Consider the following 24,129-nt stretch of genomic DNA (forward strand, 5'->3'; position numbering starts at 1 on the left):
GCACTTGATATATAAGGCTTAGCGTTCAACTAAGCCTTTGTGTTTCATTAAATCGGCAATCTCTGTCACACTGGCTGGGTCGTCAATGGTAGAGGGTATATTTATTGGCTCATCGGCGGCGATTTGTCTTAAAAGCTTACGCAGTATTTTTCCTGATCGAGTTTTTGGTAAACGGTTAACAATAACGGCACGCTTAAAGCTAGCCACCGGCCCTATCGTATTTCTTACTTTAGCAATGAGCTCTTGCTCAAAGGCTGCCTCATCTACTTGAACGCCATCTTTGAGTAGCACTAACCCTACGGGAATTTGCCCTTTCAGCACGTCAGCCACTCCAATGACACTGCACTCAGCCACGGCATTGTGTGAAGCCAATACTTCTTCCATTTCCCCTGTTGATAACCGGTGCCCCGCCACGTTAATGACGTCGTCGGTTCTGCCCATAATGAACACAAATCCTTCTTCATCTATATACCCATTGTCACCTGTGCTGTAATAGCCTTCGAATTCCTGCAAATACCCTTGGGTGAAACGTTTATGGTCACGCCAAATAGTCGTTAAACACCCGGGAGGTAACGGCAAAGAAATAGCAATGGCCCCTTTTTCACCCGTTGCAACCGGCTCACCGTTAGCGGCCAAAACTCTCACATTAAAACCTGGTGTGGGAACACTTGATGAACCGGGTTTAGTACTGAGTGCTTCAATACCAATAGGGTTTGAACAAATGGGCCATCCGGTTTCAGTTTGCCACCAATGGTCAACTACTGGCTTACCGGTTTTTTCTACTGTCCAGTGATATGTGGGAGGATCTAATCGCTCACCGGCCATAAATATAGTACGCAAGCTACTTAGGTCGTAACGGGCGATGCAATTAGCTTCAGGATCTTCTTTCCTAATCGCTCTGAATGCGGTTGGCGCAGCAAACAATACATTAATTTTATGCTGCTCTACCATACGCCAGAAAGCGCCAGCATCTGGTGTGCCTACAGGTTTGCCTTCAAACATCACAGTAGTCGCGCCTTTTATGAGCGGCCCATAAACAATGTAAGAGTGCCCGACTACCCACCCCACATCCGACGCGGCCCAAAAAACATCACCTTGATCAATACCGTAAATGGCTTGCATAGAATAATTAAGCGCTACCGCATGGCCACCATTGTCACGAACAACCCCTTTAGGTTTACCTGTTGTGCCCGAAGTATACAAAATGTAAAGGGGGTCGGTAGCGTCTACCGGCGTGCATGATACTGGCTCACTGGCATTACATAATGCTTGCCAGTCATGATCAAAATCATCAACAAGAGAAGCGTTGAGCTGCTGGCGTTGATAAACAACACAGCCTACGGGTTTATGGCGAGCAAGGGCGATAGCGTCATCAACCATTGGCTTGTAAGGCAGTAGCTTTTTACCTTCTATACCACACGACGCTGTAATAATAAGCGCAGGTTCGGCATCATCAATTCTGACCGCTAATTCACTGGCAGCAAAGCCACCGAATACCACCGAGTGAATGGCCCCTATTCTTGCTACCGCTAACATTGCCACCGCCGCTTGCGGGATCATCGGCATGTAGACAATTACCGTATCGCCTTTCGTCACACCAAGGCTGGTGAGCGCGCCCGCTAACGTGGCTACTTCATTAAGTAGGGTATTATAAGTCCAGGTTTCTTGCGTATTTGTAACCGGTGAGTCGTAAATTAACGCTGCAGCGTCGCCGCGCCCAGCATTTACATGATGGTCTAATGCTAAGTAACTGGTATTAAGCTTTCCCCCTTTAAACCATTGAGGGTAACCATTGGTATTTTCGCTTAATGCCGTTTGAGGAGGGGTGAACCAGTCGAGATGCTGTGCTTTGTCTAGCCAAAATGCTTCTGGGTTATCAATTGACGCCTGATATTCTTGATGATAATTCATGACCGTTTCCGCAATAGAGTATTACTTTACCCTACTTCAAAAACATGAATTTATCGTATAAGACTTCAGGCTTACGTTAATTAAACCACTGTATAAATTGAAGTTATTTCTTTTATATTAGCGTTAGCCGCATCAGTAATTTGGTGTTTGTGACCAAAAGTACTGGGCTTAATCTGGTTTGCTTTAATCAGATGCACACTATTTTACTGGTAATTTTGCTCGCCAATCTCTGACATTAAGGGGCTTGTCTAAAAAGTACCCTTGAAAAACATGACAACCACGCTTTATCGCATCGTTAAATTGCGTATTATTTTCTATTCCTTCTGCCACTGTTCTTAATTCGAAGATTTTTGCGATATCGAAAATACTGTTTAGCAGCGGGCTTTGCGCCCCATTCTCGCCTTCTTCATCGATAAAGTGCCTATCAAGTTTCACTTCTTTTATACATAGGTCGCGAAGGTAACTTAAATTTAAATTCCCACTACCAAAATGATCTATGGAGAATGACACCCCTTTATCGGCTAGCTCTTTCATTGAAGTACGCACCAAAGCAAAACTTCCAATAAGTGCGGCTTCTCTAAGTTCAATGGTAAGGCTCCCATTAGGAATATTCCAATGGGCGATCACGGCTAGCATTTTTTCGCTAAAGTCGGCTCTAGCCATATGTTTAGCACTTATATTAATTGAAAGCCGTGTTCTCAAACCGCTTTTATTACACTCGTATAATAGCTTTCCACATTCATTCATCACCCATTGACCAATTTCAACTATGGCATCACTCTCTTCTGCAATAGGAATAAACTCAGCGGGGGTAATTAAGCCTAATTGGGGGTGCTGCCAACGAACCAATGCTTCAGCACACACCATACTACCATCACTTTCATATTGTGGTTGTAACTCTATGAAGAGCTCATGATTACTGACTGCAGCACCAAGAGACTGGCGTATGAAATTGTACCTGTCATAACCCACACTAGAAGCACTATGAAAAACCACTGGGGCATTCACTTGGTCTTCGCTGAGTTGGTTATACCCATCCCCAAGCATATGCCTGACTTTCGTCACGCTGGTCTCCATACCTTTTAGTTGGCAAATAGTTACCACGGCATAAATTTTATGGGGGCTGTTGTGCAAGGTAATGTCGCTACACACTTCATCGGTAAATTGCTGGCGAACTGCATCTATAGCGTGTCGTGCGTCTATATCTTCTTCGATGATGATGTCTTCGTATAGCAAATAGAAGCTGTTTTCGGCGCCTTTGAAAACAACGAAAGGTTTAGAAAATGTTCGAGTGAGCCTAGAGGCAAGAATACGCATAACATAATCGGCGGTAGGCTGACCAAACGCCTGCTTATACTGACTTATATTGTCGATAACTATTTGCGCGCAGTAAATATCTGCGTAGGTTACCCCCGCTTTTCGAATAACACACTTCAAGCCTTTTTCGAACAATTTAGCGTTTGGCAATTGAGTGATGTTGTCATAGTAAGCGGCTTGATAAACTTGGTCTGCTAATTGTTTTCGAACACTCATATCCCGAAATACCAATACTATCCGCTTTTGCATATCAAAATGAAAAGAAGATAATGAAATATCAACGGGTATCAGGCCGCCATTTTTATGGCTAACCAAATGATTTTCTGGGGAAGCTTTAGCGGTTTTCCTGCCTCCTTCCATAAACGTTTTCAGATATTCTTTGGTATTTTGTGATTCAACTTTGGGCACCAAAATAAAGATATCTTGCCCTATAAGCTCATCAGCATCGTAACCTAACACGTGCTCAACCGTATTGTTGGCTGTGATCACAGTGCCCTCTTCATCAATGGTCACAAGCGCATCAGAAATACTGTCTAAAATTGTAGAAAGGTATTCCGTGTAGTTATGTTGTGTATCGGATAAACGTTTATGTTCCGTTATATCCTGCACAGAGCCATAAATCCTATACACCTTATCTTGGTGCGAGCTAGTAACCTCTGACTGAGGTGTGCCCGTCATTTTCAACCAGCGCCGATAACCCTCTGCATTGATGTACTCTACCTCTAATGCAAAAGTGGACAGTGACTTTATTGCTGCTTTCATTGCTTTGGTAATTTTTTCGCGGCTCACTTGTGGGAAGTTGGCTAAAGCTCGCTCTACCGTGATATCTCTTCCCGGCGTAACACCAAACAATAAGTAGGTTTCTCGTGTCCACGAGACAAGGCCTGCATGTATATCTAATTCCCAGCCACCAACATGAGAGATGCGCCCAATTTCATTAAGCAACTGAATTTTTTCGGCGAGTTTGTCGGTAAAAGGATGTTGAATAAGTTTATATTGAAGACTGAGTTCTATTTGCTGACGGGCTATACTAGCGTAGTGCTTTTGATGACTCGTTAATTGATGACAACGCAGCACAATCAGAACGGCCCCGATAATATTACCTTGAAAATCTTTTATTCCACCTACAATCACATTTTGGCTGCTACAAATGGTTAGCGCCTCTGGCCATTCAAAATCACAGCCTGGTAATGTGGCACTCATTTCTGTCATCGATAACAGAAGCTGAGCATGTTTGGGCATGACCAGTGACTGTTTCTCAGAATCGGAATTATTGTCATCGCAGCACAGTATATCCACGCAAGTGGCAGTAGGAGATAACGAAACAAGCAAGACAGCGGTAGCTTCTGTATTTACCCTGGCTTCACTCAACCGCGAGGTAACCTCTGGCAAACTACTATCTTGTAAAGAGCCCAACAATCCGTCGTGAAGCTGCATTTTAGGTGAACTCCAATCCATCTTAAGATGGTTATAGTGCGATCATTTGTCGTTAATTATTTGCTTATCAACTTCACTGCTCAAGCAAAAATCATGATCATTATTTAGTCAACAATAGAGAATTTTTACTCTTTTTTCCAGCACATTTGCACTAAGAAGTGAGCATTCGTTTAGTATATAAAGAGGATTTATGAGCGAGCATGAATGATATGTATATATGCAGCTAGAGGCATGGAGGTAAGGAGGTAAGGAAATAACAGCGCACGAACTACATGCGCTGTGAATAACTAAAACGGTTAGTCTTTTTTGTAGTCATCATGACAAGACTTACAGCTTGCTCCCACTTTGCCAATCGCACCGCGATAAGCACTTTCATCGCCTGCTTTCACTGCAGCTTGTAAGCCCATTGACGCTTCTTTTAATGCGGCAATTTTAGATTCTACATCGGAGAAATTTTCCCACATTGCGTCTTTTGCGCCTGTGTCTACATCAAACTTACGGGTATCAACAGATAAGTAATCACTCATCATATCCGCAAGTTGCTCTAATCGCACCCCATTGGTCATCATCACAGACTCATCAAAAGGTAGCGCTCCTTTTGCCATGCCGCCCAACGGCCCCATGTTGCTGCGTACCAATTGGAATATCGCTTGACGGTATTGGGTCGCCGCTTTCGCATGCTTTTCTGACGAGGCTTCTGATGTTTCCGTCGCCGCAATTGCTCCACCAGCTAAACACGTTGCTAAAGCTGCGGTAGCTAATGTGGTCTTGATTGTCTTTCCTAGAATATTTTTCATAGTTATCGCCATGCCTGTTCGATTGTGTTGGTCTGTTTTCTATCCTGACGAATACCCACCTTTTGCGCAAGGTTTTAACCTGTAAATTTTGTGTTTTTTCTTTATTTTAGGCAAAAAAAAGCCCTCATATGAGGGCTTTATAATTTTGATACGATTTAGTTAGTTAAATCATCGAAAAACTTTTTCACACCGTCAAAGAAGCCTTGTGCTTTTGGACTGTGTTTACTTGATGCTTTGCCCATCGATTCTTCTAGCTCTTGTAGCAATTCCTTTTGACGTGATGACAAGCTAACCGGTGTTTCCACCACAACTTTACACATCAAATCGCCAACTGCGCCGCTTCGAACCGATTTAACGCCTTTACCGCGTAAACGGAACATACGTCCTGTTTGGGTTTCAGGGCTAATCTTAAGTTTCACTTTGCCATCTAGCGTAGGTACTTCTAACTCACCACCTAGGGCTGCTGTAGTGAAACTTAATGGCACTTCACAGTACAAGTTGTTACCGTCACGCTGGAAGATTTTATGATCACGCACATGTACTTGAACATACAAGTCACCTGCCGGTGCACCATTCTCTCCCGCTTCGCCTTCGCCAGATAAACGAATACGATCGCCGGTATCAACACCTGATGGAATCTTGACATTAAGGGTTTTGGTTTTTTCTTTACGACCATGGCCATGACAGCTGTTACATGGATCTTCAATAATCTTGCCTTTACCTGAACAGGTTGGGCAAGTTTGTTGAACCGCAAAGAAGCCTTGGCGCATTTGCACCTGACCGTTACCATGACAGGTTGGACACGTTTTAGGCGTTGAGCCTTTCTTCGCACCAGAACCGTCACACACTTCACATTCAACCAGTGTAGGCACGCGAATATCTACGCTTTTGCCACGTACCGCTTCTTCAAGCGATAACTCTAGGTTGTAGCGAAGGTCTGAGCCTTGACGAGCACGTGATTGACGACCGCCGCGAGCACCGCCGCCGCCGAAAATATCACCAAATACATCGCCAAAGATATCACCGAAGTCGCCACCACCACCAAAGCCAGCGCCACCGCGATTAGGATCTACACCAGCGTGGCCATACTGATCGTAAGCGGCACGCTTTTGCGCATCGTTTAATACTTCGTAGGCTTCCTGGATTTCCTTGAATTTAACTTCAAGGGCTTTATCGCCCTGCGTGCGGTCTGGGTGATATTTCATCGCTAGCTTTTTATACGCTTTTTTAATTTCGCGTTCGCCAGCGCCTTTATCTACCCCAAGCACTTCGTAGTAGTCACGTTTCGACATAGTGTTTACTTATCCTACCTATTATTATCACAAGCACGTTGTTCGAGCACATTTTCGCCCTTGTGAAACTACATTTGTTATCGTGTTTTATTACACGACAAAGGCGCAACAAGTGAACCTGATGCGCCTTAACTGCCAAAGTCAGCTCAACTTACGTTGAGCTTATCGCAACAGCTTGCTTACTTTTTATCTTCGTCTTTGACTTCTTCAAACTCAGCGTCAACAACGTCATCATCAGCTTGGCCAGATGCTTGTTGCTCTGCACCTTCGGCGCCTGCTTCACCGGCCGCACCTGCTTGCTGTGCTTGAGCCGCTTCCATCAACTTGCTAGACGCTTGAATTAATTCTTGCGTTTTCGCTTCGATGTCTGCTTTATCTTCGCCTTTAACCGCTGTTTCAAGCGCGCTAACAGCTTCTTCGATTGGCGCTTTATCTTCTGCACTTAGTGCATCACCAACTTCTTCAAGCTGCTTGCGAGTAGCGTGAATCATGCCGTCAGCTTGGTTTCGAGCTTGAATTAGCTCTTCAAACTTAGCATCAGACTCTTTATTCGCTTCTGCATCAGCAACCATCTTCTCGACTTCTTCATCGCTTAAGCCTGAAGACGCTTTGATTGTAATCTTCTGCTCTTTACCTGTGTCTTTATCTTTCGCAGACACATGTAGGATACCATCCGCATCTAAGTCGAAGGTTACTTCGATTTGAGGGGTACCACGAGAAGCAGGACGAATACCTTCAAGGTTGAACTGACCTAGTGATTTGTTACCGCTAGATTGCTTACGCTCACCCTGTAGTACGTGTACTGTTACCGCAGATTGGTTGTCTTCAGCAGTAGAGAAAGTTTGCGACTTCTTCGTTGGAATAGTCGTGTTCTTCTCAATAAGTGCTGTCATCACGCCGCCCATGGTTTCGATACCAAGAGACAGTGGAGTTACGTCAAGAAGTAGTACGTCTTTAACGTCACCAGAAAGTACACCACCTTGAATTGCTGCACCAACGGCTACGGCTTCATCAGGGTTAACGTCTTTACGTGGCTCTTTACCGAAGAATTCAGTAACTAGCTTCTGTACCAGTGGCATACGTGTCTGACCACCAACCAAGATAATATCGTTGATATCGCCTACTGATAAATCAGAGTCTGCCAATGCTTGCTTAAGCGGGTTAAGCGTGTTTTTAACAAGCTCTTCAACCAAAGACTCAAGTTTTGCACGGGTTAGTTTAATCGCTAAGTGCTTAGGACCTGAACCGTCTGCTGTGATGTATGGCAAGTTAACTTCAGTTTGCTGTGAAGAAGAAAGCTCAATTTTCGCTTTCTCACCGGCTTCTTTAAGACGCTGCATAGCAAGCGGATCTTTACGTAAGTCGATGCCTTGATCTTTCTTGAATTCGTCAACAAGGTAGTTAATAACACGATTATCGAAATCTTCACCACCAAGGTGAGTATCACCATTAGTTGCTAGTACTTCAAACGTGTGCTCGCCGTCTACTTCATCAATTTCGATGATAGAGATATCGAATGTACCACCACCAAGATCGTATACCGCAACAACGTTATCGCCTTGCTTTTTGTCCATACCGTACGCTAACGCAGCCGCAGTTGGCTCGTTGATAATACGTTTAACTTCTAGACCAGCAATACGACCCGCATCTTTCGTTGCTTGACGCTGTGAGTCGTTAAAGTAAGCAGGAACAGTAATTACTGCGCCAGTTACTTCTTCGCCAAGATAATCTTCAGCGGTTTTCTTCATTTTCTTAAGTACTTCAGCAGAAACTTGAGGAGGCGCCATTTTCTCGCCTTTCGCTTCTACCCATGCATCACCGTTGTCTGCACCTACAATTTTGTAAGGCATGATGTCGATATCGCGTTGTACTTCTTTATCTTGAAAACGACGACCAATTAAGCGTTTAATCGCGAAAAGCGTGTTTTCAGGATTTGTTACCGCTTGGCGCTTAGCAGATTGACCTACTAAAGTTTCGCCGTCGTTTGTGTAAGCAATGATTGATGGCGTTGTACGATCGCCTTCCGCGTTTTCAAGTACGCGAGGTTTGTCGCCGTCTAGCACTGCGACACATGAATTCGTTGTACCTAAATCGATACCAATGATTCTACCCATTACGTGTCTCCAAAAATTTATTTAATCTACAATTTTAGTGGGGTTATTCCGCACTATTTTCAATAGTTGTCAGTAAAAAAACTGACATTTTTGTGTAATTTAAGCCGCAATACGTATTTACGCTTGCGTATCTACACCACCGCTAGGCGCTCTCGAAACCATAACCATGGCTGGGCGCAACAAACGGCCATTAATTTGATACCCTTTCTGCATAACCGCCATTACCGTATTCGGCGCGTGGTCTGCACTTTCTTGCATCGACATAGCTTGGTGCAAGTCAGGGTTAAAGATTTCACCCTGCGGATCAATAAGGCTCAATCCAAATTTCTCAATAGTGCTTAAGAAACTTTTGTGTGTCATTTCCACACCTTCAAGCAACGGCTTAACCGCTTCGTTTTCGCCATCGGTTAATTCGATAGCGCGCTCAAGGTTATCAACAACAGGAAGAAGCTCGCCCGCAAAACGCTCTAATGCAAATTTACGTGCTTTTTCTACTTCCATTTCAGCTCGGCGGCGGGCGTTTTCCACATCAGCACGGGCACGTAATACGCTATCTTGCTGTTCTTTAATGGTTGCCTGTGCTTCTGAAAGTGCTGTTTCTAGCTCATAGATGCGCTGTGTTGCATCTGATTCAGCTTCTGGTGAAGATTGCTCTTCTTGTATCACTTCAGCATCTTGTACGGTTTCGTCTACGCCAGAAACTTCTTGCTCTGCCTGCACGTCGCGGTTATCGCTCATGCTTTCCTCCAAACGTTAATGTCTATACTGCATAAACCCATGAATGACTCGTACTCAATCATAGGCAATGTCTGTGTTGGGATTAATTATGGGGCTGCTTTAACCGCCTTCAAGGGTAACCACACTATTTTTATGGTTTGTTTTTAAGTTTTTTTTAATAGATCAATAAATGCGAGCTACACACCCACTCATTGTAAAAAACATGTTAACTTTGACAGGTATTGTATAAGGGAATCTTGATGCTCAGTATTTGGACCGTAGGAACGGTAGTAGCCCTTTATTTGCTCGCATTATTTGCCATTGCCTTCTGGGGCGATAAACGGCTACGTGATAATCAACAACACCCAATTTTATATAGCTTGGGGTTAGGGGTTCACTGCACCTCCTGGGCGTTCTTTGGCACGACATCGCAAGCCGCTGAATATGGCTGGGCGGTTATACCTACCTATATGGGTATTATTCTTACCATGGCATTCGCCTTTCCTGTGGTATTACACATAAGCCGATTGTGTCAGCAACACAATATCAGCTCATTGGCCGACTTAATTGGCCTTAAATATCAGCATTCACACCTTATTGCCGCGTTAGTCACCTTGTTATGCTTTATTGGTGTTATTCCTTACATTGCCTTGCAGTTAGACGCCATCACAAAAAGCATTAACCTCATTACGCCCGATACTCAGCATTCAACGCAAAACGTGAGTTTATATGTAGCGGGGCTAATGGCTATTTTTGCCATTGTATTTGGTACACGCACTCTCAACCTTACCGACAAACACCCAGGTTTATTGCTTAGTATTGCGTTCGAATCGGTGGTGAAGCTTGTCGCTTTATGGGTGGTAGGTATATTTGTTTGTTTTTACTTGTTTGATGGCGTGCTTGATTTAGTCACGCAAGCGGCCAGCAGCGACGCTGCTCGCGGTGTTATTTATGCCGACAGGGCACCATGGGTATATTTATCCCACGTGCTTTTAGGTGTGTGCTCTATGTTTGTATTACCGCGTCAATTTCACATGAATTTCGTTGAATTAAACGGCGAAGGAGAGCTTCGCACTGCACGTTGGCTATTTCCCTTGTACTTATTGGGTATGACGGTTTTTCTTATTCCCCTGGCATTGGCGGGTAAAGTGTTACTGCCACAAAGCATCAATTCCGATGCGTATGTATTGGCTCTTCCTTTGTACGCAGAAAATATGTCTGTTTCTATCATCGCTTTTATTGGGGGTTTGTCGGCTACCACCAGCATGGTTATTGTGGCAACGCTTGCCCTTGGCATCATGATAGCCAACAACTTAGTTACTCCATTGTGGTTAAAGCTGCGTTTGCGCGCCGAACCTAATCACACCCTGCAGCCCAGTAAAATTTTAACTATTCGCCGCCTTACCGTATTGGTGGTGTTATCGGTGGCACTTTGGTATCACTTAAATGTTAGCCAATCGGCGCCATTAGTAAAAAGCGGTATTATTGCCATTGCCTTATTAGGCCAGTGCTTGCCTGTACTTATGTTCGGTATATATTGGCAACGAAGCACTAAATCTGCCGCCGTATGGGCGCTGCTAGCTGGCTTTAGTTTTTGGGTAGTGTATTTGCTATACCCCAGCATAATGTCGAGCTATTATTTTTATAGCCCACCTTCTGATGCCGAACTTGGAATGGGGTTCGCTTATTCATTGTTAGCGAACTGCGTTACCTTCATTGTGGTTTCTTACATTACTTTTAAGCGCCCGCTTCATGGCATTGAACAGGAAACGCCTGCATCACCTGCTTTTGCCATTCGCATTAAAGATTTAACGGCGTTAACCCAGCGTGTACTCGACCCCAGTGTTCACCAGGCGTTAGTAAATCAATTGTCTGTGAGTATCTCCGATGCTAATGCTAATTCTGGTTACGCTAACCATACCCTACTGCAGCGCACAGAAAAATTGCTTAGCGCTCAAGTAGGTACCCCAAGTGCCCGCATATTGCTAGGCGCTATTACTGAAACTAAAAACGAGACCTTGCCTGAACTGGTAGATTGGGTGGAAGAAGCATCACAATCTTTTCAGTTTAATCATGAAGTACTGCAATCGTCGGTACAAAATATTGAACAAGGCATTAGCGTATTAGATGAAAAGCTGCAGTTATTAGCGTGGAATGAGCGATATATTGAAATGTTCAATTACCCACGGTCATTCCTTAAAACCGGTATGTCGATTGAAAGTATTCTTGCTTACAACGCTCAGCGAGGGCTATTCGGTAACGCCGTTATGAGTAACGAAGAAATCAATAAACGTATTGTTTATATGAAAGAAGGCAGCCGGTATAAGTACGTCCGTAAGCAGCCCGATGGAAAAGTGATTGAGCTAAATGGCTCTCCCTTACCTGGTGGCGGATATGTAACTACCTATAGTGACATAACAGAATACATTGCCATTCAAGATGCCCTTGAGCGTGCTAAATCCGACTTAGAACACCGCGTAGCTGCTCGCACTGAAGAGCTACAACACGCCAAACTGGAAGCCGACAAGGCAAACGAAAGTAAAACGAAGTTTTTAGCCGCAGCGGGGCACGATCTTATGCAGCCATTTAATGCTGCCACCTTATTTGCCGCCATGCTGGCCCAAAAAACCAAAGGTGGCGAATTGGCCACGCTTTCAAAAGGGGTCGTAAGTTCACTAAATAGCGCAGAAAGCCTGCTAACCATGTTACTCGATATGACCAAGTTAGAGTCGGGTAAGCTTACTCCGCAAAAAAGCGACTTTACACTAGATGACATGCTAGCGTCCCTAGTGCAAGAGTTCAAAGTCATAGCCGCATCTAAAGGTTTAACCTTGCGCTATGTCCCCACCCGACTTGTTATCCATTCCGATAAAAACTTGTTACGACGTATCGTGCAAAACTTATTATCGAATGCGATACGCTACACCACAGCTGGTAAAGTGCTAGTTGGTGCAAGGCGCAAGTACTCACAATCAGGCCCCCAGCAGCACTTAGAACCTGCCTCACCGCTAATTGATATTTGTGTGTACGACACAGGAACTGGTATTCCCAACCACCAACAAAGTGAAATTTTCAACGAATTCCATCAATTAGATGAAAAACAAAACGCTCAAGGTTTGGGGTTAGGGTTAACCATTGTAGAGCGTGTGGGCCGGTTACTACATCACCCTATTTCGCTGGTATCGACGGTAAACAAAGGCAGTAAATTTAGTGTATCTGTGCCCTGCGTTGAAACTTCAACTAATAGCGGGAACTTGCAGGTGAGAAGCACAAGCGTTGCACATACCGAAACGGCAGAGCCTCAACCAAACACAGTCAATGTCGCCATAAGCCCTAGCCCAGCGACACCACATGTACCGATTAGCAAGCCTTTCTTATCTGGCAGGCGAATACTACTGATAGAAAATGATGCACAAATAGCCCAAGCTATGGAGGCATTACTTTCAGATTGGGGCGCTACAGTGCTAATTGCCACTAATATCACAGATTCGATACAAGCGTGCCCTACCCCACCAGATTTGCTTCTTGTCGACTATCATTTAGATGCTGGTGAAACCGGTACACAAGCTGTTACTCAACTTCAAGGTAAGTGGGGACGCAAAGTATCAGGGGCTTTAATTACGGCGAATCGAAGTGAGGGTATCAGAGAGGCTGCCAGCGACATAGGGCTTTATTATTTACCCAAGCCTGTTAAACCATTAGCCCTTAAGCGCTTATTAAAAAATGAATTGAAGCTTAATGATTAGTTTAGGGCTATTCGTGCACAGCCATAGCATGTTTGAAAGCAATACCTGCTTTTGTACGATTAATAACATTCAATTTTCTTAATACCGCTGAAACGTGCTGTTTCACGGTAGACTCAGAAATATCCAGTTCGTAGGCAATTTGCTTATTAAGCAATCCATCCGCCACCATCCGAAGCACTTTCAATTGGTGAGGTGTGAGCATCGCTAATTTACCGCTAAAATCGTCAGTGTCAGTCTCATCATTGGTGAGGTTCGCTGCCGATTCAGGAAGCCATTGTTCGCCGTCTAGTACACGTTCGACTGCCTCCGCTATGCACTCTATGGATGCCGATTTAGGAATAAAACCGCACGCACCTAAAGAAAGCGCCTTACGAATAAGGTTAGCCTCTTCAATGGCTGTCACCATGACCACTAAGACATCAGGGTAACGCGCTCGTACCTCAGACAACCCTATCAAGCCATCATTGCCCGGCATTTTTACATCCAAAAATACCAAATCAATATCTGGGTTAGCGTCAAGCTGACAGAGGGTTTCATTTAGCGTAGATGCTTGCAGTATATTGGGCCCTACAATGTCACTGAGGGCTTGGCACATGGCCGCTCGAAATAAGGGATGATCATCTGCAATAAGCACGCGTATTTTCATTTTGTTATCTGCCGCACAATTGTAACAACAATGTTAAATCAATAATAACACGATAGTTACAAATACCTAGTATTAAAAGGTGTTTATATTGCGTGGAAACATACTATCCAGATAAATTTAGACACCAACAAAAGAAGCCGAAACTCTCATTCCGGCTTTCTCCTATCACTATTTGGTACCGCTATTTGGTACCGCTAATTTGTATTTTTCGTATATCTAGCGATTGCGCTAGCTATTACACTTACTATTTCTCTAGCCAAGTGCGCGAGTTATCGTAAGTTCTCACGACTTACTAAGTTTAAAAACGATAACCTAGCGTAACGTGAATCGTACGTGGGTCACCATAATAGCCAATTAACGTGGTATCACCGCCTAGGCCCGGCCCAAAGTTACCGTCTTCGTCTCGGGTAACAAAATCATACCCACCCACCAAATATTCTTCATCGGTAAGATTTTTCACATGAAGGCCAGCATACCAGTCGCCTTCTACACTCTCCCAACGCGCACTTAAGTTCACCATGCCATAAGCATCTTGCTCAATAAGATCGCTGGTTTCAAATAGTAGGTAGTCATCACGATAATAGTAATTGGCATTAAACGTAATATCACCAAAGCCGGTTTCTAGTAGATAATTTGCGCCAATATTCAACGTATTTTCAGGTGTGCTAGCCAAACCAATAAGTGGGGGTATTGCGTTGTTTTTCTTAATTTCAAAATCGATATACCCGTAAGCCACATCAAATTGCAAGTTATCAGAAGCTACCCATGTCATTTCTACTTCAGCACCTTTGGCCGCCGTTTCGGCAGCGTTACGTAGCCTTTGATCAAGTGCAGTTGGGTCGCTTAAGTCACCTTCGATACCAATATATTGTCGGTCTGAATGATCGTACGAGAATAATGTCACATTTAATCGCAATGCATCATTCAAATCGCTTTTCATGCCCACTTCGTAGCTATCAACGACTTCTGGTTCAACCCCTGGCTCGTTTACCGTAGCGCGTGGATTGAAGGTGCCCGATTTGAAGCCTTGCGAATAACTCGCAAAAAATAGGGTATCGCGGCTCATTTGGTATTCCACGCCCACCCGCGGCGTGAAACGCGACCAACTTTCCACTGCAGCTCCTTCAAATACTCCATCACCATCGCTGTCAGTGCCCAGCACCTGCGGAACTAAGTCACCATCTGGGCGAACATACCCATCGAACCAATCTGTATAAGGGTAAACATTCGCGAAGATTAAGCCGTTATTTACTGTTGCCGATTTTTCTTCGTCTGTGTAGCGGGCACCGAGTGAGAGAGAAAGCTTGTCGTTGATATCGTAATTAAACTGCGCATAAGCTGCCCAACTTTCTGAGTTGTTACAGCCGCTTACTTCTCGGGTTAAGCCAGAAGCGCCTAGCGCCACACCCAATACACCTAAAACAGCGTCAAAGTTTCCGCATGACTCACCGTCATAAAGATATAAGCCAGATACTAGCGAGTAGCTATTTCCTGTGTAATTTAGTTGTAATTCATGGGTGTCGTTGCTGTCGTCATACTCGGCAGGAACATCAAAAATTGGCAATGCCGTATTATCAAAATCAATATTCGTGGGCGAGTAACTCTCGCGGTGTGAACCTATGTATTTAAGTTCTAAATTATCACTTACGTTATAGCGAGCTAGCCAGTTATACCCTTCAAGTTCTACTTTATTCCAAGTAGGTAAACTGGTGTACGAATCGAACTTTGAATCAGGCACTGGCGCGTCGGTTAAAATGCTGGGGATAAGACGATAACCACCTTTTGCATTCGAGGTATCTTCGGTTTTATCCCAGCCGAAACGGAAAAATAAATCATCACTAGCGTGTACTTCTAGCGTAAGGCGCGCTGCCCATAAATCTTTGTTGTAGTTTTCTTTGTCTTGGCCGTCTAATGCGCTAACTAAATATTCACCAAAACCATCGCGGTTTAAGTTTGCGTAGCCTAAGCCCAAATACACAGTATCTTCTACTAATGGAATTTGCCCAGTGACTTTTAGATCCCGCTGGCTATAACTACCAAGGGTAGCTTGCACGTTTAACTGGGTTTCCCCTGACATTTCTTTGGTGACATACTTAACTGCCCCACCAATAGTATTTTTGCCATAAAGTGTACCCTGCGGCCCTCGTAGTACCTCTATGCGCTGAACATCTAATAAATCGAGTACCGCACCTTGTGGGCGAGCTATGTAAACATCGTCAACGTAAATCCCTACACCAGGCTCGTATCCCCAAAGCGGATCTTGCTGACCTAAACCACGAATAAACGCAGTTAAGGTAGAGTTCGTGCCACGGCTGGTTTGCAATGTAGTGTTAGGTGAAAACTGCTGAACTTCAGTGAGTACGCTAATGCCCTTTTCGGCTAATTCAACAGCCCCAATAGAGGTGATAGCCACAGGGGTTTCCTGCAACGATTCAACGGTTTTTCGTGCGGTAACTTCAATACGTTCCAGTTTGCCCTTCTCGTTAATATTGTCAGCATCTGCGTCTTGAGCAGAGGTGGAAGGTGAAATTAACAGTGCGCTCGCAACAGCAGCTGCACAGATAGAGCGAGGGTAACGCTGCATGTGTGTAGTGAGTGACATAATGTGTCCTTTTTAGTTCTAAATTATCGTTGCTGTCGGATGTAATGCCTGCGGTCGAACTTTACTCTAGGTAATTTTACCCTTGCCGTATGTAGTACCATCGTACTATGGGAATTTAGCGCCACTACCGCCACACTTTAGCCCTAGGACATGACTTCACCAATCATTTATTGATATAACAAGCCATGACTTAAAGCTACATAAACGCAATATAAACATAAACTTAACTGTTCTGGAGAATCTGCGGTCACAGATTTTTAAGGAAAAATAATGATGTTAAGTATGATTGGTCTGGTAGGCGGACTCGTATTATTAATTGTGTTAACCATTCGGGGAATGAACCTTTTCATTGCAGCCCCCTTGTGTGCACTGGTTGTGGCGTTAACCAACGGCATATCTGTTTTTATTGGTGATATAAATTTTGTGGAAACCTACATGAGTGGGTTTTCAGGCTTTATTGCCGCATGGTTTTTTATGTTTTTGCTTGGTGCTTTATTTGGCAAATTCATGGAAGACAGTGGCGCAGCCGATTCTGTCTCTCGTTGGATAATACAACGTATTGGTTACAAACAGGCTGTGTTAGCTGTGGTGCTTGCTTGCGCTATTTTAACTTACGGGGGCGTGAGCGTTTTTGTTGTCGCCTTCTCGGTTTATCCTATGGCAGTAAGCTTATTTAAAGATGCGAATTTGCCTCGCCGTTTCATACCCGCCGCCATGGCATTCGGCTCGGTCACCTTTACCATGACCTCTGCCGGCTCGCCAGAAATCCAAAATTGGATCCCCATTAAGTATTTAGGCACCTCGCCATTTGCTGCATGGGAAGTAAGCTTAGTGGTTGCTATTTTCATGGCAGTGCTTGGCTACTGGTGGTTGGCGAAAATGATCCGCAAAGCGATAGCCAATGGCGAAGCATTTGAAGCCCGTATTACCGACCCTGAAATACGCGAACGTGACTACCCTCACCCACTTACCGGCATTATTCCATTGCTTGTGGTGTTGTGTATTTCCTTCTTTTTACACGAAGCACTAGCACAACTTGCGCTTATTGTAGCCTTAGGGGGCGGTGTGCTTACCTTGCTAATAATAAACCATGCCCACTTTCACAATTTACAAGCGGCGATTAACACCGGCACAACCGGCGCGCTGGTAGCCATTGGCAATACCGCGGCAGTTGTAGGGTTTGGTTCAATCGCCAAAAACACCGAGGCATTTCAGCAAACGGTAACGTTAATGACGCAAATCCCAGGCAACGAATTAATTGGCGCTGCTATTGCGATTAGTGTAATCGCAGGCTTAACCGGCTCAGCATCTGGCGGGCAAGCCATTGCGCTGCCACTACTTGCACCACATTATCTCGACCAAGGTGTGCAACCAGAACAATTACACCGTATTGTTTCTATCTCTTCAGGTGCGCTAGATTCACTGCCTCATAACGGGTATGTTGTCACCACAATTCGCGCCATATGCCATGAAACTCATAAGGCAGCCTACGGTGCAGTCGCAGCACTGACGGTAGTCGTACCGGTTGTAGGGCTAGCCCTTGCCATTGGCTTATTTAGCGTGTTTTAGACAAGGATTTCCATGAAACTAAAAATAGCTTTTTTATATTGTACTTTGCTGGCGTTGCCGTTAATTACTACAACAGCGTGCAGTGCTAACTCTGCCAATTCAGCATCAACTGAATCAGTGAAGTCTATCGCCACAACTAATGGGGCAAATAGTGCTGATACAAGCGCAGTAGATAAAAATAATTTTGGTCCAACTGACATAGAAACAACTCAACCAACGCTGATTACTAAGAAAGAAACGTTCTCAATAGAAAGCTTCACCACATTTGGTGGCAAAACCATTAATAACCTGAAAGTGGGTTGGGAAGCCTACGGACATTTAAATGCAGATAAAAGCAACATTATCCTTATTACTCACCATTTTTCGGGCACATCCCATGCGGCGGGTGTATATGAAGAAAATGAGGAAAAGACAAGCCCCAACATAGGCTACTGGGATGCGTTAATTGGCTCTGGCAAAGCCATCGATACCGATATCTATTACGTTGTGAGTGTAGACAGTTTGGTGAATTTAAACGCTTATGATGAAAACGTTATTACTACCGGCCCAGCGACTATCAACCCAGAAACTGGTAAGCCTTGGGGGCTAGAATTTCCCGTAGTGACAATCCGCGACTTCGTTAACGTGCAAAAGGCGCTACTTGAAAGCTTGGGCGTTCAGAAACTGCATGCTGTGGTTGGCCCTTCTATGGGGTCGATGCAGGCTATCGATTGGGCCAGTGCTTACCCCGACTGGGTGCCAAGGATAATATCGGTTATTGGCACGGGTGAAAGCGATGCGTGGACAACCGCAGCTCTATCGCACTGGGCGATGCCTATTCGGTTAGATGGTAACTGGCAGCAAGGGAGGTACGCTCAAAACAACCAACCTATTGAAGGGTTAGTGGCTTCTTTGATGATGATCACCCAACATGCCTTGTACCCTACGTATTTTAACCAAGAAGGTAAGAAACTAGGTTATCACGCCGTGGAGCAAGCGCCGTTAGAGAACATTAACGCTCAGCATTCTATTGTGAAATGGTTGGAAAGCCGCGCGCGTCAACGAGCTGAAAAAATGGACGCAAACCATCTTCTTTATTTGGTCCGTGCCTGCCAATTGTTTGTAGCAGGTCATGGCAATAATATGGAAGAAGGGCTTAAACACATTCAAGCCAAAACCTTATTCTTGCCGGCATCCACCGATTTGTTACTTATGCCTTATTTAGCCGAAGCGGCTAACAATCAACTTAAGCAATTGGGAAAAAACAGCGAATTGAAAACGCTGAATGGCCCCTTCGGACACCTTGAAGGGATTGTAAACGTGCAAGCCGAAGGCGAGCGTATTGCCGCTTTTCTTACTAGCGATTTATAAATAGTAAAATGAAACGTTTAAATAAGTGCAATGCTTAGCGGCAAACTAAGCATTTAACTGTAGGAACTTGTTATGAAAACAACTTATAAAATACTGGCCAGCATTTGTGCTTTGTACAGTAGCCTAGCGTTATCTAACTCAGCTAATGCAGCCAATGGCCTCCCCGAGCTGAACCTTGATGTAGAGCAGGTTACCGTATCGGGCCTTTCCTCTGGCGGATACATGGCCACGCAATTTCATATAGCACACAGTGATTGGGTAAAAGGCGCAGGCATCATTGCTGCAGGGCCTTATTATTGTGCGCAGAATGATATTACCACTGCGTTAAACCAATGCGTAAATAAGGTAGATACGCCAATTAATCTAGATGTGCTTTCAAGCGTTGCCGTAGATTATGCAAGCGAAGGCACCATAGCGCCTTTAACAGGCCTTAAAGATGCAAAAGTATGGTTATTTCACGGCACTAACGACAAACGTGTAACCGCACAAGCCAGCAATTTATTGTACCGCCAATACCAAAATTGGACAGACACTCAAAATATAGTGTACGTGAACGACCAGAGCGCAGCACATCACTTCCCTACTTTAGATGAAGGCAGTAATTGCAGCGTTTCAGAAAGCCCTTTTATTGGTAACTGTAACTACGATGCAGCGGGCAATATGCTAAATCACCTGTTACCCAACTTAACTGCCCCCGACGACACAATTTCAGGCAAGGTTTACACTATTTCTCAGCAAAAGCTTTCAGGCAGCGATGGCGAAACCTTGGCAGATAAGGGTTTTGTTTTTGTACCCGAAAACTGTGCAGAAGGTGAGCCCTGCAGCTTACACATAAGCTTTCATGGATGTAATCAATATGCCGAAGCCGTAGGCGATAGTTATGTAACAAAAACTGGTATCAACCGTTGGGCCGATAATAACAATATCGTTGTGTTGTATCCGCAAACTAAAAAATCGTTATTTATGCCATTAAACCCCCAAGGTTGCTGGGATTGGTGGGGATATTCTTCTGATGACTATGCAAATAGAAAAGGTTCGCAGATTTCTGCTGTTACTAATATGATTAAAGGCATAAATATAGGCGCTGCCAATAAAACAACGATGAATACAGGAACGGCAAATAATGACTAAGCGAACTGTATTTATAACTGGTGGTGCTAGCGGTATTGGCTTTGGTATAGCACAAGCAATGTCGAAGACAGGGCATCATGTGATTATTGCCGATATTAACGAGCAAGCTGCACAGCACGCTGCGAGCGATATTCTAAAAGAAGGTGGCAGTGCCAGTGCTACTGAGGTTGATGTGTGCAATGCTAAGCAAGTGGCGGCTTTACCCGACTTGCTCGAGGGGCAAAAAGTAGATGTGTTGATTAACAATGCCGGCATTCAGCATGTCTCACGTATTGAAGACTTCCCAAGCGAAAAATGGCAGCAATTAATTAATATTATGCTGGTTGGCCCCGCGCTTTTAACCCAAGCGTTTTTACCTGGCATGCGCGAGCAAAACTTTGGCCGAATTATCAACATTGGTTCAATTCACTCCTTGGTGGCCTCCCCTTATAAATCGGCTTACGTGGCCGCAAAACACGGCCTACTGGGGTTTGCTAAAACTATCGCCCTTGAAACCGGCGACTGTGATGTCACCATAAACACCCTTTGCCCGGCTTATGTTAAAACACCACTGGTCGAAAAGCAGATTGCCTCACAGGCCAAAGAAAACAACCTTACAGAAGAGGAAGTGATCAATAAAATAATGCTTGAGCCCATGCCGAAAAAACAGTTTATTAGTGTAGATGAGTTGGCAGACACGGCGGCATTTTTAATGTCGGATAGTGCACGCAATATCACCGGCCAAACTATGGTACTGGATGGCGGCTGGACTGCCCGATAAACGTTGCGCTAAGGCTTTCCATTCGTAAAATATCTGTGCTAATGTCCTGACATCAGTAAGGAAAACACATTAGCACTACATGTCCTATCAAACCGTTGCTTTAATTGGCAAACCTCAACACGCTGCTACCCACGACAGCTTAAATCTTTTGGCTCAATACCTCACCGCAAAAGGCTGTGAATTATTGGTTGAAGAGAGTATTTCAAAAGAATTAGAAAGTGATAATCATCGCGCATGCAACTTAGTTACCATTGGTAAAGAAGCCGACCTTGCCGTAGTAGTAGGCGGTGATGGCAGTATGCTAGGTGCAGCAAGGGTATTAGCGCGCTTTGATATCCATGTGGTAGGGGTAAACCGAGGCAATTTGGGTTTTTTAACCGATATCCACCCCGATGAAATCGTGCAGCAACTCGATCTTATTTTTGAAGGCGAATGCGTCGTTGAAAAACGCTTTTTGTTAGACGTGGGTGTGTATCGCCATGAAAAACTAAAAAGTAGCAATTCCGCGGTGAACGAAGTGGTTCTTCACCACGGTAAAGTTGCCCACATGATGGAATTCGAAATTTATATTGATGACCAATTTGTGTTCAGCCAACGCTCAGACGGCCTAATAGTGGCAACCCCGACTGGCTCTACCGCCTATTCGCTGTCGGCAGGTGGACCTATTATCATGCCCAAGCTTGATGCTCTAACACTCGTGCCTATGTTTCCACATACATTAAGTAGCAGGCCAATTGTTGTCGATGCCGACAGCCAAGTATCGATGAAGGTATCGAAGGTTAACAGCGACTCACTACAAATAAGCTGCGACAGCCACATTGTACTGCCCGTACTTCCGGGCGACGAAATACGCATTAATAAAAGTGAAGATAAACTTTATTTGGTGCATCCAAAGGGTTACAGCTACTTCAATGTACTGCGCAAAAAATTGGGCTGGGGTAGTAAGCTTTACTAATAAAAGTAGAGGATGATAATTAATTTTATCCAACCTCTTTACATGTGCAAAATACTGTATATATTTACACGTACTGTATAAACATCGAGTATAGTTATGTTAGCGCATCTTTCTATTAGTAACTTTGCAGTGGTTAAGCAACTTTCAGTTAATCTTGAAAAGGGGCTCACTGCCATCACTGGGGAAACCGGTGCCGGTAAGTCTATTGCCATTGACGCTTTGAGCTTATGCTTAGGCGAGCGAGCTGATGCCAACGCCGTAAGAAGCACCGCGCCTAAAGCAGAAATCATTGCTCATTTCGCATTGGCCACAAATACCAAGGCAAAGCGCTATCTCGATGAACACGAACTTACCTCAGACGAGGATGAAAACAGCTGTTTCATTCGCAGAGTCATTTCAAAAGAAGGCCGCTCAAAAGCCTTTATTAATGGTATTCCCGCTTCACTACAGCAATTGAAAGGTTTAGGTCAGCACCTACTTGCCATACATGGCCAGAATACGCACCTCCAGCTTTTAAAAGAAGATTATCAACGTCAGCTTGTTGATACTGTAGGCAACCACAAAGACAGCCTCTCAAATGTAAAACAGCACTATGCCTTATGGCGTGAAAAGCAAAAAATGCTTAGCGAACTGCAAGCGCAAGCTCAGCAGCGTGAAGACAGATTACAGCTGCTTACTTATCAGGTTAGAGAGTTAGACGAATTTGCCTTAGAAGACGGTGAGTTTTCAGAGCTTGAAACTGAGCATAAGCGCCTAAGCAACGGACAAAGCCTTTTAGAGCAGGCACAAACTAGCTTTTATCACTTGTACGAAAGTGACGAAGGCAATGCACTGTCTATATTGCAAAATAGCATAGACCGTTTGGGTGAGCTTGAATCCCATGATGCCAGCTTGAGCCCAATTCTTGTTTTGTTAAACGAAGCTGCTATTCAAGTTGAAGAGGCGGCGGGAGAATTGCGCCATTATTGTGATGATTTAGAAATAGACCCACTTCGTTTACAACAAGTAGAAGCGCGCTATGCAAAAGCAATGGACTTAGCCCGTAAGCATAGTGTTATGCCGGAGGAATTATTTGCACATCACCAAACCCTAGCCAGGGAGTTTGCTTCGTTGGGCGATCAAGAGTCTTTGTTAACCACGTTAGAAGATGAAGTAGATGAGCTTAAAGCGCAATATTTAAACGAAACTAAAGTGTTATCAGAATACAGAGTAAAAGCAGCAAACTATTTGGCAAGTGAAATTGAAATACAAATCCATCAGATGAACATGCCCCATGCGAAGGTAGCCATTGAGGTAAACTACGATGAGTTTAAAAAGCCATCAGCCTTAGGCCAAGATACGGTAGAAATTAAAGTATCCACAAACCCGGGCCAAGCAGCCGACAAACTTGATAAAGTCGTATCTGGCGGTGAGCTTTCTAGAATAGGATTAGCCATTCAAGTTATTGCCAGTGATAACCATGCTACGCCTACTATGATTTTCGATGAAGTAGATACCGGAATTAGCGGTCCTACCGCATCAATCGTAGGCGGATTACTTCGCCGCTTAGGCAAGCAGGTACAAGTTATGTGTGTTACCCATTTACCTCAGGTTGCTGCTCAAGCGCATAACCAGCTCTTTGTTACCAAGCTAACCGACGGTGAAAGTACTGAAACTCAAATGTTGGCGCTAACGAAACAAGATAGAGTGGATGAATTAGCTCGCTTATTGGCTGGCGACAAAGTAACCAAATCGGCGCTTGCTAACGCAAAAGAGTTATTGAAAAGCGCGCAATCGAACTAAAAT

The 24,129-nt window shown here is 44.4% G+C and carries 15 protein-coding genes; 7 read left to right on the forward strand and 8 right to left on the reverse strand.

Annotation, left to right across the window (positions count from 1 at the left end; translation table 11 throughout):
* Positions 1–18: 18 nt before the first annotated feature.
* The 6 genes from AVL57_RS07935 to grpE form a co-directional block, all read right to left on the reverse strand.
* Positions 19–1,911, reverse strand: coding sequence for a propionyl-CoA synthetase (locus AVL57_RS07935; RefSeq protein WP_057792741.1), 1,893 nt, complete (start codon positions 1,909–1,911; stop codon positions 19–21).
* Between the two features lie 198 nt (positions 1,912–2,109).
* A complete protein-coding gene (locus tag AVL57_RS07940) occupies positions 2,110–4,665 on the reverse strand; it encodes a GGDEF domain-containing phosphodiesterase (protein ID WP_057792743.1) in 2,556 nt (851 codons plus the stop codon).
* A 296-nt stretch (positions 4,666–4,961) separates the two neighbouring features.
* Positions 4,962–5,462, reverse strand: a complete 501-nt coding sequence (locus tag AVL57_RS07945) for a c-type cytochrome (RefSeq protein WP_082604943.1) — start codon at positions 5,460–5,462, stop codon at positions 4,962–4,964.
* 155 nt (positions 5,463–5,617) lie between these two features.
* On the reverse strand, positions 5,618–6,754 hold the full coding sequence (gene dnaJ, locus AVL57_RS07950) for a molecular chaperone DnaJ (RefSeq protein WP_013784754.1): 1,137 nt from the start codon (positions 6,752–6,754) through the stop codon (positions 5,618–5,620).
* A 179-nt stretch (positions 6,755–6,933) separates the two neighbouring features.
* Positions 6,934–8,868, reverse strand: coding sequence for a molecular chaperone DnaK (gene dnaK, locus AVL57_RS07955; protein ID WP_057792745.1), 1,935 nt, complete (start codon positions 8,866–8,868; stop codon positions 6,934–6,936).
* A 117-nt stretch (positions 8,869–8,985) separates the two neighbouring features.
* Entirely contained in the window at positions 8,986–9,606 is a 621-nt protein-coding gene (gene grpE / locus AVL57_RS07960; protein WP_057792747.1) for a nucleotide exchange factor GrpE, read from the reverse strand.
* Between the two features lie 239 nt (positions 9,607–9,845).
* On the opposite strand from grpE, the gene AVL57_RS07965 reads away from it, so the two are divergent.
* Complete coding sequence (locus AVL57_RS07965; protein ID WP_057792749.1) at positions 9,846–13,331, forward strand: hybrid sensor histidine kinase/response regulator; 3,486 nt, start codon at positions 9,846–9,848, stop codon at positions 13,329–13,331.
* Between the two features lie 7 nt (positions 13,332–13,338).
* Here the strand turns inward: AVL57_RS07965 and AVL57_RS07970 are convergent, their stop codons facing one another.
* On the reverse strand, positions 13,339–13,977 hold the full coding sequence (locus AVL57_RS07970; RefSeq protein ID WP_057792751.1) for a response regulator: 639 nt from the start codon (positions 13,975–13,977) through the stop codon (positions 13,339–13,341).
* A 298-nt stretch (positions 13,978–14,275) separates the two neighbouring features.
* Entirely contained in the window at positions 14,276–16,579 is a 2,304-nt protein-coding gene (locus tag AVL57_RS07975; RefSeq protein ID WP_057792753.1) for a TonB-dependent receptor, read from the reverse strand.
* A gap of 273 nt (positions 16,580–16,852) precedes the next feature.
* On the opposite strand from AVL57_RS07975, the gene AVL57_RS07980 reads away from it, so the two are divergent.
* The 6 genes from AVL57_RS07980 to recN all read left to right on the forward strand — a co-directional run bounded on the left by AVL57_RS07980 (position 16,853) and on the right by recN (position 24,126).
* On the forward strand, positions 16,853–18,148 hold the full coding sequence (locus tag AVL57_RS07980) for a GntP family permease (RefSeq protein WP_057796247.1): 1,296 nt from the start codon (positions 16,853–16,855) through the stop codon (positions 18,146–18,148).
* A gap of 12 nt (positions 18,149–18,160) precedes the next feature.
* Positions 18,161–19,498 carry an E22 family MetX-like putative esterase gene (locus AVL57_RS07985; RefSeq protein WP_057792755.1) on the forward strand — a complete coding sequence of 446 codons (1,338 nt, stop codon included), beginning with the start codon at positions 18,161–18,163 and terminating at the stop codon, positions 19,496–19,498.
* A gap of 72 nt (positions 19,499–19,570) precedes the next feature.
* Positions 19,571–20,629 carry an extracellular catalytic domain type 2 short-chain-length polyhydroxyalkanoate depolymerase gene (locus AVL57_RS07990; protein ID WP_057792757.1) on the forward strand — a complete coding sequence of 353 codons (1,059 nt, stop codon included), beginning with the start codon at positions 19,571–19,573 and terminating at the stop codon, positions 20,627–20,629.
* Positions 20,622–21,389: a 3-hydroxybutyrate dehydrogenase gene (locus tag AVL57_RS07995; RefSeq protein ID WP_057792759.1), complete on the forward strand. Its 768-nt coding sequence runs from the start codon at positions 20,622–20,624 to the stop codon at positions 21,387–21,389. Before AVL57_RS07990 ends, AVL57_RS07995 begins: the two co-directional genes overlap by 8 nt.
* 79 nt (positions 21,390–21,468) lie before the next feature.
* On the forward strand, positions 21,469–22,344 hold the full coding sequence (nadK, locus tag AVL57_RS08000; RefSeq protein WP_057792762.1) for an NAD(+) kinase: 876 nt from the start codon (positions 21,469–21,471) through the stop codon (positions 22,342–22,344).
* Positions 22,345–22,440: 96 nt separating this feature from the next.
* The gene (recN, locus tag AVL57_RS08005; protein WP_057792764.1) at positions 22,441–24,126 is read left to right on the forward strand and encodes a DNA repair protein RecN; all 1,686 of its coding nucleotides are present in this window, start codon (positions 22,441–22,443) and stop codon (positions 24,124–24,126) included.
* Positions 24,127–24,129: the final 3 nt, after the last annotated feature.

Origin of the sequence: Alteromonas stellipolaris, from assembly GCF_001562115.1 — a bacterium.
GTDB lineage: Bacteria > Pseudomonadota > Gammaproteobacteria > Enterobacterales > Alteromonadaceae > Alteromonas > Alteromonas stellipolaris.